The sequence below is a fragment of the Thauera sp. genome, assembly GCF_047601425.1.
GTDB lineage: Bacteria > Pseudomonadota > Gammaproteobacteria > Burkholderiales > Rhodocyclaceae > Thauera.
This window is the reverse complement of the sequence record NZ_JASGJL010000001.1, coordinates 2262900-2276250: the sequence shown is the minus strand read 5'-3', so window position 1 is coordinate 2276250 and position 13351 is coordinate 2262900. Positions and strand designations below refer to the sequence as shown.

Sequence of the window (13351 nt, the reverse complement as noted above, 5' to 3'; positions counted from 1 at the left end):
TCTGAAACGAGAGATCTGACGTGCTGGAACTCGCCTTCTGGGGTTACGGCAGTGCGGCGCTAGCCTTCTGTTTCTTCGGGCTTTATGTCTTTTTTGCGTGGCGAGGGGGGCTTCCGGGAGGAGTCCTTCTCGTTGCGGTCGTGCTGTCCTGCCTTTGGGCCGCCACCGAAGCGAGTTCCGTTTATTTTACCGGCGCGCCTTGGCCGGTCTTGGGCGTCCTGCTCGACTGTCTGCGTGGTGCGGCATGGTTTGCCTTTCTCATCGTCCTGATGCGTCCCCTGTGGGGTTCGCGCGTGAGATGGCCTGCATACCTGGCTGCGGGCGTCGTTGCGGGCCAGTTGGCCTCGCTGGCTTTCGAAGTGTTTCTGCCTGGCTTCGTGCTGCCGATTCGGCCTATTCTGGTTGCCTGGCTCGCGCATGCGGTGGTGGGGCTGATGTTCATCGAGCACCTCTATCGCGCGCTTCCCGATGCGTCCAAATGGGGCATCAAGCCCCTGTGCATCGGATTGGGTGCTGGGTACATCTTTGAGCTGTATCTGTTTGCCGATGCTGCCTTGTTCAATCGGGTCAACGTCAACGTCATCGCGGTTCGGGGTGTGGCGCATGCTCTGCTGATACCACTGATCGCTCTTTCCGGCGCGCGCAGCCCTACCTGGACACTACGCATGGCAGTGTCGCGGGAAGTCGTCTTTCATTCTGCTGCGCTTGCCGTTGCCGGGGTCTATCTGCTGGTAATCGCCGCGGTGGCGTATTACGTGCGCTACTTTGGTGAAAGCTGGGGACGGGCATTGCAGATGGCCCTGCTTTTTGCCGGGCTTGTGCTGCTGGGGGCGCTGCTTTTTTCCGGATCGCAACGGGCGCGCCTGAAGGTCCTGCTCAGCAAGCATCTTTTCCCGTATCGCTACGACTATCGTGCCGAATGGCTGCGTTTTACCCAGGCACTGGCTTCGGTGGACAAGGGGCTCGGCCTTGGGCAGTCGGTCATCAAGGCATTGTCGGATCTGGTCGAGAGTCCTGGTGGAGTACTGTGGCTGCGGGATGGCTACGGCACGTTCGTGCCTCACGCTCGCCTGAATCATCCGCAGATCGATGTTGTCGAATCGATGGAATCGGAACTGTGTCGATTTCTCGACGAGCGCGAGTGGATCATCGATCTCGGGGAGTACCGGAGTCGCTCTCGCCACTATGATGGCCTGGTGCTGCCGGATTGGCTCTCCAGCTTGCCGGATGCATGGCTTGTCATCCCCCTCAAGACCACGGACTCAATGCTCGGTTTTGCCGTGCTGTCCATGCCTCGTGCGGCATTCGATGTGGATTGGGAGGTACTCGACCTGTTGAAGACAGCGCAGCGGCAGGCCGCTGGTTATCTCGAAAGGATGATTGCGGCTGAAGCACTTCTCGAGGCGCGCAAGTTCGACTCCTTCAATCGGATGTCGGCCTTCATCGTCCATGATCTGAAGAACCTCGTGGCGCAGCTGTCGCTTATGCTCAAGAACGCGGAACGCCATGGACACAAGCCCGAGTTTCAGCAGGATATGCTCGAGACCGTTTCGCATGTGGAGTCACGGATGAGAGGGCTGATGACGCAGCTGCAGGAGAAGCGCTCGATCGATTCGCCTCGTGGCGTAGATATCGTGCAGGTCATCCGCAGCGTCTGCGAGTCGAAGCGCTGTCAGTCGCCCGTGATCCAGTTGCTTGACCCGCTGCCTGGACACGCGATGGTTCTGGCTCATCCCGAGCGACTGGAAAGAATCATTGGCCATGTCGTGCAAAATGCACTGGATGCCACGAATGAGGATGGTAAGGTGACCGCTCAGCTCAGTCTTGCCGATGATGGCAAGGTGAGCTTGGTGATTGCAGATACGGGGTGCGGCATGTCAGCCGATTTCCTTCGTGACCGCCTGTCCCGTCCGTTCCAGACGACCAAGGCCAGCGGCATGGGCATAGGTGTGTTCGAAACCCGTCAGTATCTGAATGAGATTGGTGGCGACCTCCGGTTCGAAAGTGAGATCGGACGGGGGACGCGAGCAACCATCCTGCTGCCATGCCTGTCGGACAGGCGGCAGGACATACAAGACGGAGTCAGTGAAATTCATGCCTGAAAAGCAGCGGACGCTACTGATCGTCGAGGACGATCCTGCGCTGCAGAAGCAGATGCGTTGGGCCTTCGATGCCTGCGAAACTGTCGTTGCCGACGACAGGGAAAGTGCGATAGCGCAGTTGCGCCGCCACGAACCAGCAGTGGTGACCATGGATCTGGGGTTGCCGCCGGCACCCGACGACGTCACCGAGGGGTTTCAGTTGCTGCGCGAAATACTGGCGCTGGCGCCCGACACGAAGGTGATCGTGCTGACTGGTCAGCATGACCGCGAGAATGCGGTCAAGGCAGTCGGGCTGGGTGCATATGATTTCTTTGCCAAGCCTTTCGAGCCGGAGTTGCTGGCGCTCACGATCGAGCGGGCTTTTCGCATGCATGATCTGCAACTCGAGAACGCACGTCTGTCGGCAATGGGTGCCAGTCCTCTGTCCGGTCTGCTGACGCGCGACCCGGGGATGCTCAAGATCTGTCGCACGATCGAAAAGCTCGCTTCAGCATCGGTCACTGTGGCCTTGCTGGGTGAGAGCGGAACCGGCAAGGAAGTGCTTGCGCGCGGGCTGCACGCGCTGTCTTCGCGCTCGGCGGAACGTTTTGTGGCGATCAATTGCGCCGCGATTCCTGAAGCCTTGCTGGAAAGCGAACTGTTCGGTTACGAGAAAGGTGCGTTCACCGGTGCGGTGAAGCAGACGCTCGGCAAGATCGAGACGGCCAACAAGGGTACCTTGTTCCTCGATGAAATCGGCGACTTGCCGATGCCATTGCAGGCCAAGCTGCTGCGCTTTCTGCAGGAGCGAGTCATCGAGCGGGTGGGGGGGCGTGACGAGATTCCGGTCGATGTGCGCATCGTGTGTGCCACGCATCGGGATCTGAAGGAGCAGATCAAGACGGGAGCATTCCGCGAGGACCTCTACTATCGCCTGGCGGAGATTGTCGTCGACATTCCCCCGCTGAGGGCGCGCGAAGGCGATGCCGTATTGCTCTCTCATGCCTTTGTCCAGCGCTATGCGCGCGAGAACGGGCGTGGCTCGATGACCTTGACCGATGACGCAATCGACGCGATCGAGGTCCATCCGTGGCCTGGCAATGTCCGGGAGCTGGAGAACTGCCTCAAGCGTGCAGTCATCATGGCTGATGGCAACCGCATCACGGCAGATGACCTCGGTTTCGAGGCGGTCGAAGAGGATCTCGAGCGCCTCAATTTGCGCCAGGTCAGGGATGAGGCCGAGCGTCGAGCAGTGCTGCGGGTGCTTGCGCGAACCAACAACAATATTGCCCGGGCGGCCGAGGTTCTCGGAATCAGCCGTCCTTCACTCTATGACTTGATGAACCGCTTCGGTTTGAAGAAGGAGAACGGATCGTGAACAACACTGCAAAGGGCCGGCGGATTTCGTCATGGGGAGGGCGTTCCCGAAGCCTGGCCATGGCTTTGGTTTCTGCCGCCTTGTTGAGTGCCTGCGGTGACAGTCCGGAGCAGATGCTTGCGTCGGCGAAAGGCTATCTGTCCAACAACGACACCAATGCAGCAGTCATTCAGTTGAAGAATGCCCTGCAGGAGAATGGAAGCCTTGCCGAGGCCCGGTTCCTCCTCGGGCGCATCAACCTGCAGCAAGGCGATTCGGCGGGAGCGATCAAGGAGCTGCAGCACGCTCTCGACCTTGGCTATGCCAGGGCCGAAGTGGCACCTTTGCTGGCCAGGGCAAGGATCGGTGCAGGAGAGTTCGATCGAGTGCTGACTGATTTCGCCGATGTGAAACTGGATGACGATACTGCGCAGGCGCGTTTGCTGGCCGCCGTGGGTGATGCCCATTTCGGCAAGGCAAACGTCCAGGAGGCGATTCGGGTCTATCAGCAGGCGCTTGCGCTGCGTGCGACCGATCTCGAGGCCGGAATCGGTCTGGCGCGCGCCCGTCTCTTCAGCAATGACCCCGCTGGAGCAGAGCAGGCCATCAGAGCCGTGGTCGCGCACAACTCTGAGAATGGCGATGCATTGGCCACCCTGTCCGACATCCTGCAGGCACAAGGCAAGCAGGAAGAAGCGCTCAAGGCTCTGGAAGAGGCTGTACGGCTGAGCCCCAATCAAGTGGGCTACCGCTATACGTTGGTATCTCTGCTGTTCCGCAGCGGTCGATACGAAGAGGGCGTGAAGCACTTTGAGGCGATGAAGAAGGTTGCGCCCAACCACCCTTCGACCCGCTATCTCCAGGCATTCATCGATGCGCGCGAAGGCCGTCTGACCGAAGCGCGCGATCTGCTGGTTCAGGTCCTGAACCAGGCGCCCAATTTCATGCCTGCCCAGTTGCTCGCGGGCTCGGTGCTATTGCAGCTCAACGATCAGGCGCAGGCTCGCAATCACCTGAATGCGGTACTCAGCCGGGCGCCTGACCAGCAATTGGCCCGTACTTTGCTGATCACTTCCCATCTGTCCTCGGGTGAAGCGTCGCGTGCGCTCGAACTGCTGCAGCCATTGCTCGAAACGCAGCCGACCGATGCTCGCATCCTGGGGCTGGCCGGGCAGGTGTTTCTCGCCAATGGCAATCTGGCCAGAGCGGAGGACTTCCTGGAGCGCGCAGCCAAGGCTGCGCCCGAAGATCCACAGGCGCGTCTGCGCCTTGGCGCTGCGCGTCTTGCCAGTGGTGATGCAGAGGGTGCGCTGGCCGATTTCGAGAGCGCATCGACGATGGACGGCTCCGCCATCCAGGCGGATCTGGCCTTGGTCGCCACCCACTTGCGGAGCGGCGACACCGAGAAGGCGCTCAAGGCGCAGGCTGAGCTGGAACGCAAACAACCGCAGAACCCACTCGTATACAACCTGCGTGGCGGGGTGATGCTGGCCAGGCAGGACATTCCTGCCGCGCGAGCAGCATTCGAGAAGGCCTTGTCGATCAATGCCGATTTCCTTGCGGCCGCATTGAATCTGGCGCGTCTGGATATTGCCGAGAAAAAAACAGAGGATGCGCTGGCGCGCATTCGTGCGATCGCCGACCGCAACGACAAGAACGTCGAAGCCCGTCTTGCCCTGGCGGAACTGCAGGCCTCGACCGGTGCCACGCCTGCCGATGTGCTTGCCACGCTTGAGCGCGCGGAAGCGGCTGCACCGGGAACCCTGGTCCCAGGCCTGGCACTCATCCAGCATCACTTGCGCAATCGGGAATTCCCGAAGGCGCTCGCCGCTGCGCAAAAGCTCAGTGCTGCCAATCCGAACGACCCCCGCGTGGTCGACGCGCTTGCTCGTGCCCAGCTGTCGGCCAATGAAACTCAGCAGGGCATTGCGTCCCTGAATCGGCTGGCTGCGCTGCGTCCGCAATCTGCGGCTCCCCTGATCCAACTGGCTGATGTGCATCGGCGGGCAAAGAACAATGATGCTGCCGAGCAGGCGTTACGCAAGGCACTTGCGGTGCAACCGGATTCGATCGATGCTCAGCAGCGCTTCGCAGGGTTGTCGCTGGAGCGCGGGTCGCGTGGGGATGCGCTGAAGATTGCCAAGGATGTGCAGAAGCAGCACCCCGCCAGTCCGGCGGGCTACGTGCTGGAAGCGGAGATCGAGTCGGGCGCCAAGCGTTGGGCAGAGGCGGCTTCCGCTTATCGTCAGGCCATTGAACGCAGCAACAGCGGGGAAATCGTGGTTCGCCTGCATGAGGTGCTGACGAGAGGGGATCGCAAGGGCGAGGCTGACAAGCTTGCTGTCAGCTGGTTGCGTGAGCATTCCCAGGATCTGGTGGTGCGCGGCTATCTCGCCGAGCGCGCGCTTGCCGAAAAACGTTATGCGGAGGCGCTCGATACCTTCGAGACGATGAGGGGGATCGCGCCTGACAACCCGCTGGTGCTCAATAACCTGGCCTGGGTCGCCAGTCAGCTCAAGAACCCGAAGGCGCTCGAGTACGCGGAGCGGGCGCAAAGCCTGGCACCGGACAATGCGTCCATTCTCGATACCCTGGGTGTGATCCAGATCGAACAAGGTCAGACGGACAAGGGCCTGGCCAACGTGCAGCGTGCGGTATCGCTGGCACCGGACTACTTGGAGTTGCGTTTGAGTCTGGCACGTTCGTATGCAAAGCTGGGACGCAAGGACGAGGCCCGCAAGGAACTCGACACTCTGATGCCCAAACTGGAAGAGAACACGCCCCTGCACTCGGAAGCAGCCGAGTTCCGGAATTCGCTGTGATGATCTTTACCAATTGATTTGAATACATTGCAACAAGGAAGCTGTTCATGAACACCATTGCTGTCGTTGGTCTGGGCTATGTTGGTCTGCCGCTTGCTGTCGAATTTGGCAAGAAACAAAAGACCCTTGGTTTCGACCTGTCTCCACAAAAGGTTGCCGCTTACCGCGATTTCATCGATCCGACCGGCGAAGTTGCCACCGAGGATCTGCGCGCAGCCACGCATCTGACTTGCCACACTGACCCCTCTGTGCTGAAGGAGGCGGATTTCATCATCGTCGCCGTGCCCACACCGGTCGATGATGCACATCAGCCGGATCTGACTCCGCTGGTGAAGTCGTCTGAAACCGTTGGCCGCAACATGAAGCGTGGGGCGATCGTGGTTTATGAGTCCACGGTTTATCCAGGCGCCACCGAAGAGGTCTGCATTCCCATTCTCGAGCGTGAGTCCGGTCTGGAATGGAAGAAGGACTTCTTCGTCGGCTATTCGCCCGAGCGTATCAATCCGGGTGACAAGGAGCGCACTGTGACCAAGATCGTCAAGGTCGTGTCCGGTGATACGCCCAAGACGCTGGAAACCGTGGCGCAGGTATACGGTTCTGTGATCACTGCCGGTGTCTGCCCGGCAAGCTCGATCAAGGTTGCCGAAGCGGCCAAGGTCATCGAAAACACTCAGCGCGACCTCAACATCGCGCTGATGAACGAACTGGCAGTCATTTTCCACAAGATCGGCATCGATACGCTGGAAGTGCTCAAGGCCGCTGGCACCAAATGGAATTTCCTGCCGTTCCGGCCGGGCCTCGTCGGCGGTCATTGCATCGGCGTCGACCCCTACTATCTGACGCACAAGGCCGAAATGCTCGGCTATCACCCGCAGGTCATCCTTGCCGGTCGGCGGATCAATGACGGTATGGGCAAGTATGTCGCCGAGCAGACCGTCAAGAACATGATCGCCTCGGGCTCCAGTATCAAGGGTGCCGATGTGGTCGTGCTCGGGCTCACCTTCAAGGAGAACTGCCCTGATCTGCGCAACAGCAAGGTCATCGACGTCATTCGTGAATTGCAGAGCTACGGCTGCAAGGTCCACGTCCATGACCCGGTGGCCGAATCCGCTGAAGCCGAGCATGAGTATGGTGTGAGCCTGTGTGCCTGGGATGCCCTGCCTCAGGCGCAAGCCATCGTTGCGGCCGTCGCGCACCAGCAGTACCTGGACATGCCCGTTACCGATCTGTTGCAAAAACTCTCGCCGGGTGGCGTGTTCAGCGACGTAAAATCGGCCTACGATCCGGCGGCGCTCGAGGCTGCGGGGGCAGTTGTCTGGCGCCTGTAAGGGCCATCGTATTGGTGAGGCAGTGATGACGAAGCAGTCCGCAGTGATCCGTTCCAGTTTTGGCCGTTCCGGGATTGTCAGGAATGGCATGAAATGGATGCTCGGGCTCCTGATCGCACTGCCTGCACCGACGGTATTTGCCGTTGACAAGCGTCTTGCCGAGAAGGCGCGTTATCTGACGCAGGAGGCCCTTAGCTACGAACACGGCGAAGGGGTTCCGCGTGACCAGCCCTACGCAGCCAGGCTCTATTGCGAGGCGGCTCGCCTGGGTGACGTCGAGGCGATGTATTCCCTGGGCTGGATGTATGCCAATGGCCGTGGTGTCGAACGCAACGATGCCTATGCCGGTGCCTTGTTCGCCCAGGCTGCCGGCAAGGGCCATGAGCATGCCAGGAAGATGTTGCGCTACACGGGCGAGGACACTCGCACGAAGCCCGAATGCTTGCGCAGGCCGGCGGATACGGTGCGTGAGCACTGGCCGATCGATGGACTCATCGCACGCCTGTCCCCGGAGCGCCGTGAGGTTGCTCGCCTGCTGTCCGATCTGTCGCCGAAGTATGGTATCCAGCCTGCACTGGCACTGGCCATCGGTCTGACCGAGTCGGCGCTGAATCCGCAGGCTTTGTCGCCCAAGAATGCGATGGGCGTCATGCAGTTGATTCCTGAGACGGCAGAGCGCTTCAACGTCACCAAACCCTATGACCCCGAGCAGAACATCCGTGGCGGTCTGGCCTATCTGCGCTGGCTGCTGGCCTACTTCGAAGGTGACATTGCCCTTGCGGCGGCAGCCTACAATGCCGGAGAGGGAGCGGTTGACCGTCATCGTGGCGTACCGCCTTATCGAGAGACGCAGGCTTATGTCGAGCGCATTCTTCGCCACGTCGGTCAGGCGCATCACCCTTATGACAGTAGCGTCGTTTCTCCCAGTCGGATGCTGCGGACTTTGCGTGTGGCCGCGCAGGAAGAGAGCGGAACATGAACGTTGCGCTGCAGTGTGTGGAACACGACAGGGGGCGTCGGCGGGTGCTGCAAGCAGTCTGTGCTCTTGCAGTGCTGACGGCATTTCCAGGGTTTGCCCAAGCGGATCTGGTCGATGTCCTGCCCAGGATAAAACCTTCAATCGTTGCGGTCGGTACCTACCAGCGTACACGCAGCCCCGCTTTCCTGTTTCGCGGTACAGGCTTCGTCGTTGGCGATGGGCGCACGATTGCCACCAATGCCCATGTGCTTCCTGACGCGATCGCAAGCGAGAACATGGAGATGCTTGTGATCGTCGTTCCTGGCAAGGATCAGCAGGGGACGGTTCGGCAGGTCAGCCGTGTTGCCAGCGAACGTAGCCGCGATCTTGTCTTGCTCAGGCTCGAAGGCGGTGAAGCCTTGCCAGCCCTCAAGCTGTCTGCGCGCGAGCGGGTGCAGGAGGGACATGAAATCGCGTTTACCGGCTTCCCGATTGGTGCCGTGCTGGGTATGACACCGGTCACGCATCGCGGCATTGTCTCCGCGATCACACCGATCGGTATTCCCCAGGGTAATTCGCGCGACCTCAATCCGGCTCTCATCCGTCGGCTGGCCAACGATGTGTTCCGCGTCTATCAGCTCGATGCCACGGCTTATCCCGGCAATAGCGGTAGTCCTGTGTTCGATCCGAAAACAGGTGAGGTGATCGGCGTCATCAATATGGTGTTCGTCAAATCAACCAAGGAAAGTGCGCTGTCTGATCCATCGGGCATCAGCTATGCGATTCCCGTAGAGTATCTGCACCAGTTACTGGGGAACACCCCCTGAACGGCGCCAGACGACATCTCTGAATGGCAGGTGCAACAAAAAACCCGCGGGGCAAGTGGCTGCGCGGGTTTCTGTTGCTTCCGGGTGCTGCTTGGTGCTTTGAGTTGGTCCGTCACCAGGAATCGAAGAATCTGGCAGATGCCATGCGCCGCACGGGTGTCGAGCTGGATCGATTGAACGATACCGTCAAAAATACCGTCATCGCGCGATGGCTGGGCCGGTGATCGGGGAGCGGCAGGAGGTCAGGCAGCTTTCGCCAAGGCCATGTGGATCTCGACCTCTTCGTACGGCACACAGACCGCATCGTCGTCGGTGCGCTCGACCAAATTGAGTTCGGCGAGCTTGGCGATGTCGGCATGGACGTTCGAGTAGTTGCGGCCGGCCGCCTTGGCAAGCGCATACACAGAGCACGGCCCCGTTCGACGGAGCACGCCGAGCAGATCGAGCCGCGCGGGGGTGATCTCGGCAAACAGCGCCTTGGCCGACTCGAACGACAGGTGGTAATCCGCGCTTCCCCCGCCAGCCAGATCGGCCAGCGCCGCGTCGAAAATGCTGTTGCGGGCGGCAACTTCAATGATGGCTTTCATCGCTTCCACTCCTTCCAATATATGGCCGGGTAGCAATATGCCATTCCCGCGAGCGGACAGCAAAAACCCGCCACGCGGGCGGGTTCGGTGTGCTGCTCCGGCGCTCGTGCATTATCCAGCGCTGGATGCTCCTTTGGTTGTTCCGATGAGCAGATCGCGCGAATCGTTGACCAGATCCATGGCCTCGCTGAGACATGCGGACAGGGAATGCTGGCTCAGGTTGTCGATGTCGCCGGTGGATTCAAGCGTGTAGATCATGTCGATGAGCGCGGCGGCCGCTGACAGCTTGAGGTTGATGGCATCCACATCGATGTTGTCCGTGCTCATGCTTGGCCTCCCGCCTTCCGCTCATTCAAGAGAAAAGCTGCTTCTTCGCCAACTTCGACCATTGCGGCGATGGTGTCGAACGAATGCGCCAGTGAGAAAAGCAGTTCTGGCACATCGTCCGCGCTCCGGAAGTTCCCCGCCCTGCGAGAGGTTCTATCCCCATCTGCCGAGATCAAGCACCCCAGTCCTTCGCAGATTCCGGAAAGGCGGCGTGCCTCATCTGCTGCCTCTTCGGCCAGGCTTTCAAGGGTTTTTAGTTCGTCCATACTCAAGTGCTGCTTGGATTGATTGAACATCGTGCGCATGGCTTGCTGTACTGTACTCATGGTCACTTCCTCCCGAAGGTCAGACGATAGGCTCGCGCCGGGCCGGCGAAGCGGCGCAGCGCGCGGTACAGGGTGAAGCGGCTGATCGCGCTCATGCCGCACCTCCAGTATCTGTGGGCATGTCGTTGAGCCGGTTGCGCACATCGGCAATCATCCCCATCGCGTCGCCGATTGCCGTGTTCAGCGTGTTATCGCAGAGGGAGTCCAGGTCGCGGCCCACGATGAAGATCAGATCGAGGATGGCGATGGCGCTGCTGATCTTGCTGGTCATTTCGTTGATTTCATCAACGGAGAAGGTATGGGATGTGGTGCTCATGCTGCCCTCCCTTCCACCTTCGCCAGGGCGGCGCGAAGCGACATGAGCACGGCGCCTTCCGGCGTATGTTCGGAAGGTTTCCACTTCTGCCTGGTCAGCAAGGCTTCTGCTGCACTTGCGGCTTGGTGCATATCCGGCGCGGCCGCGATCAGCCGCTCGTTTGCATCGGCCTGCTGTTCTTGTGCGCGTTCGTTGCTCCGGTAGAGGATGTCGTCCATTTTGGATGCCAGCGCGCCAATGGCCTCTACAAGGCCCGAGCGCATCCAGTCGCCAAGATCAACATCGCCGCCGCTTTCTGTGTTGAGCACCGCGACGATAGCGCGAATGCCGCGCAGGTGCGCCGCAAGGGACTGCGCGCTGGGAGCCCGCAGCAGAAGGTCATGATCGAAGCCGCACGCGGAGCTGTGCTGGTATATGACGCGAAGGTCGAGAGGGCCGTCAGGTTCGACGGCAGAAGAGGGCGCGGGCGTGCCGGTGGTGGGGTGTGCCATGGTGGTGCTCCTGGATTGCGGTCATGTTTTCCGCTTCCCGTCGCCAAACGGGTGGGCGGAACCGTGTCGGGTTGGCGAACCGGATCCAGGAACCGGCAGACCTTTCGGTCTCCCAACACGGCCCGCCCATAGGGCAGCACCATGCTACGGACGTAAAAAAACCGCGCGGGGCGGTTATCCGCCTGGATGTTTCCCGGTCGCCAAACCGGTGCCCCGTTGTTTGCGGGACGTGTGCAGAGTAGGCGGACAGTGGTGGGGCTGTCAAGTGCTCTCACTGCAATGGATCGCCTTGCACAGTGTGCGCCAATGGCGTACAGTTATTTGCATGATCTTCATCGAAACCCCGGTCTTCACCAAGCGCCTGCGGGAACTGCTGGATGACGACAGCTATGCAGAATTTCAGCGCACGCTGGCTGATCGGCCGGATATGGGCGATGTGATCGAAGGAACTGGCGGAATCCGCAAAGTGCGGATTGCCAGCAGCGGGCGCGGCAAGCGCGGCGGTTCTCGGGTCATCTACTACCACTTTGTGTCAGCAGCGCAGATTGCGCTTCTGTTGATCTATCCGAAGAATCAGAAGGACGACCTGAGCAGTGACGAACGCAAGGCGTTGCGATACATCGTTGAGACGTGGAGGTAAGCGCAATGGGCAGTTTTTTCGAAGACCTGATGGAAAGCGTTCAGCAGATGGACGAAATCCGGCGGGGAGAGCGCCAGCCGTCCCGTGAGTTCGCCGTCGATGCGCTGCAGGTGAAGGAAATCCGTAAGGCTACCGGGCTCTCGCAAGCGCGGTTCGCCAAGGTGATCGATGTACAGGTGGGAACCTTGCGCAACTGGGAGCAGGGGCGCCGGGAGCCGACTGGCCCAGCAAAGGCGCTGCTGCGTGCCATCCACAACGATCCTGAGCATGTGCTGCGCGCGCTTGCTGGATGATTTTGTGGCGCGCGCATGCGGTATAAGTGAGCGGTGACCATGAACAACGCAATGACCTACAAGGGCTACACCGCCCGGATCGAGTACGACGACAGCGACAAGATCTTCTTCGGTCGCCTGGCCGGCTTGAGGGACATCGTGACCTTTCACGGGGAATCGGTTGCCGAACTGGAAACAGCCTTTCACGAGTCGGTCAACGATTACCTGGCGGCATGCGAAAAGCTCGGCCAGAAGCCTGAGAAGCCGACCTCTGGCCGGCTGATGTTGCGTGTGCCGCCCGAGGTGCATAGCGCCGCGCTGATTGCTGCTCAGGCCGCTGGCACCAGCCTGAACCAGTGGGCGGCGAAAGCTTTGACAGAGGCGGCGCGCAGGTAGTCGCAGTCGCGCGTTGATCCGACTGGCATGTGAGGCTGAACACTCCGTGTGAGCGTGACTGGTCTCGCCTGCTACTTTGTGACGGTGGCGGCAACGTGAGTTTTCGTGAGTAGTTGCCAGCCTTATCCACTCCGTCGCAGCACCCGATCAGCGGATACCCGGCGGCTATCTTCACGCGCGCGTTAGGGGCTGCTGGATTTCAACTTTTTTCAACATCCATGCGCTCGGTGATGGCCGCGATCTCAAGTTTTCTCAGGTTTTCTCAGGTTTGCAAACCTTCACCCCCAGCCCGAACGTCTGAAAAAGGGCATCGAAGGCCTCGGCCTGTGTCTGCGGCCTCAGCCGGTACAGGTTTGCCGTGTAGCGCTCTCCGGTACGGGCGGTGCGACGGATCACGGCCGAGCCTCCGATGGCCTCGATGATCCGTTGGCGCCGGAGCCAAGAGAATGCAATCCGCACTCGGTACTCGTCGCAACCCATGACGCGGGCGATGTCGGACGTGGAGAACACTGTGCGGCCATCGGTGTCGATTTCGCCGCGGTAGTCGGTGATGGCCGCCAGCACTGCTTCGGTGGTGACTTTCGTCATGCTTCAATACTCCCTGTCCATTCTCGGAAAGGGTC

At 60.3% G+C, this 13351-nt stretch carries 16 protein-coding genes; 10 read left to right on the top strand and 6 right to left on the bottom strand.

Annotated features, from left to right (window positions below; translation table 11 throughout):
* Nucleotides 1-20: 20 nt before the first annotated feature.
* The 7 genes from prsK (at nt 21) to QM748_RS11090 (ending at nt 9597) form a co-directional block, all read left to right on the top strand.
* Nucleotides 21-2102: an XrtA/PEP-CTERM system histidine kinase PrsK gene (prsK, locus tag QM748_RS11120; RefSeq protein WP_415247035.1), complete on the top strand. Its 2082-nt coding sequence runs from the start codon at nt 21-23 to the stop codon at nt 2100-2102.
* Nucleotides 2095-3459, top strand: coding sequence for a PEP-CTERM-box response regulator transcription factor (prsR, locus tag QM748_RS11115; RefSeq protein WP_415247034.1), 1365 nt, complete (start codon nt 2095-2097; stop codon nt 3457-3459). Before prsK ends, prsR begins: the two co-directional genes overlap by 8 nt.
* Nucleotides 3456-6260, top strand: coding sequence for an XrtA/PEP-CTERM system TPR-repeat protein PrsT (prsT, locus tag QM748_RS11110; protein WP_415247033.1), 2805 nt, complete (start codon nt 3456-3458; stop codon nt 6258-6260). The genes prsR and prsT overlap by 4 nt, the downstream gene beginning before the upstream one ends.
* Nucleotides 6261-6307: 47 nt before the next feature.
* Nucleotides 6308-7588, top strand: a complete 1281-nt coding sequence (locus QM748_RS11105; protein ID WP_415247032.1) for a nucleotide sugar dehydrogenase — start codon at nt 6308-6310, stop codon at nt 7586-7588.
* A 97-nt stretch (nt 7589-7685) separates the two neighbouring features.
* Nucleotides 7686-8567, top strand: coding sequence for a lytic transglycosylase domain-containing protein (locus QM748_RS11100; protein ID WP_415248055.1), 882 nt, complete (start codon nt 7686-7688; stop codon nt 8565-8567).
* Nucleotides 8564-9373 carry a S1 family peptidase gene (locus tag QM748_RS11095; RefSeq protein ID WP_415247031.1) on the top strand — a complete coding sequence of 270 codons (810 nt, stop codon included), beginning with the start codon at nt 8564-8566 and terminating at the stop codon, nt 9371-9373. Before QM748_RS11100 ends, QM748_RS11095 begins: the two co-directional genes overlap by 4 nt.
* Before the next feature lie 23 nt (nt 9374-9396).
* The gene (locus QM748_RS11090) at nt 9397-9597 is read left to right on the top strand and encodes a hypothetical protein (RefSeq protein ID WP_415247030.1); all 201 of its coding nucleotides are present in this window, start codon (nt 9397-9399) and stop codon (nt 9595-9597) included.
* 18 nt (nt 9598-9615) lie between these two features.
* Here the strand turns inward: QM748_RS11090 and QM748_RS11085 are convergent, their stop codons facing one another.
* The 5 genes from QM748_RS11085 to QM748_RS11065 form a co-directional block, all read right to left on the bottom strand.
* On the bottom strand, nt 9616-9960 hold the full coding sequence (locus QM748_RS11085) for a MarR family transcriptional regulator (RefSeq protein ID WP_415247029.1): 345 nt from the start codon (nt 9958-9960) through the stop codon (nt 9616-9618).
* A gap of 111 nt (nt 9961-10071) precedes the next feature.
* On the bottom strand, nt 10072-10287 hold the full coding sequence (locus QM748_RS11080; RefSeq protein ID WP_415247028.1) for a hypothetical protein: 216 nt from the start codon (nt 10285-10287) through the stop codon (nt 10072-10074).
* Entirely contained in the window at nt 10284-10613 is a 330-nt protein-coding gene (locus tag QM748_RS11075) for a hypothetical protein (RefSeq protein WP_415247027.1), read from the bottom strand. The genes QM748_RS11080 and QM748_RS11075 overlap by 4 nt, the downstream gene beginning before the upstream one ends.
* A 91-nt stretch (nt 10614-10704) precedes the next feature.
* Complete coding sequence (locus tag QM748_RS11070) at nt 10705-10929, bottom strand: hypothetical protein (protein ID WP_415247026.1); 225 nt, start codon at nt 10927-10929, stop codon at nt 10705-10707.
* Nucleotides 10926-11420 carry a hypothetical protein gene (locus QM748_RS11065; protein ID WP_415247025.1) on the bottom strand — a complete coding sequence of 165 codons (495 nt, stop codon included), beginning with the start codon at nt 11418-11420 and terminating at the stop codon, nt 10926-10928. The genes QM748_RS11070 and QM748_RS11065 overlap by 4 nt, the downstream gene beginning before the upstream one ends.
* Before the next feature lie 325 nt (nt 11421-11745).
* Between QM748_RS11065 and QM748_RS11060 the strand changes: the two genes are divergently transcribed.
* From QM748_RS11060 to QM748_RS11050, 3 genes are read left to right on the top strand one after another with little or no spacing between them, the layout of a single operon-like run.
* A complete protein-coding gene (locus QM748_RS11060; RefSeq protein ID WP_415247024.1) occupies nt 11746-12060 on the top strand; it encodes a type II toxin-antitoxin system RelE/ParE family toxin in 315 nt (104 codons plus the stop codon).
* Between the two features lie 5 nt (nt 12061-12065).
* On the top strand, nt 12066-12353 hold the full coding sequence (nadS, locus tag QM748_RS11055) for a NadS family protein (RefSeq protein WP_415247023.1): 288 nt from the start codon (nt 12066-12068) through the stop codon (nt 12351-12353).
* 39 nt (nt 12354-12392) lie between these two features.
* Nucleotides 12393-12728, top strand: coding sequence for a type II toxin-antitoxin system HicB family antitoxin (locus QM748_RS11050; RefSeq protein WP_415247022.1), 336 nt, complete (start codon nt 12393-12395; stop codon nt 12726-12728).
* Between the two features lie 252 nt (nt 12729-12980).
* Here the strand turns inward: QM748_RS11050 and QM748_RS11045 are convergent, their stop codons facing one another.
* Nucleotides 12981-13316, bottom strand: a complete 336-nt coding sequence (locus QM748_RS11045; RefSeq protein WP_415247021.1) for a hypothetical protein — start codon at nt 13314-13316, stop codon at nt 12981-12983.
* Between the last annotated feature and the right edge of the window lie 35 nt (nt 13317-13351).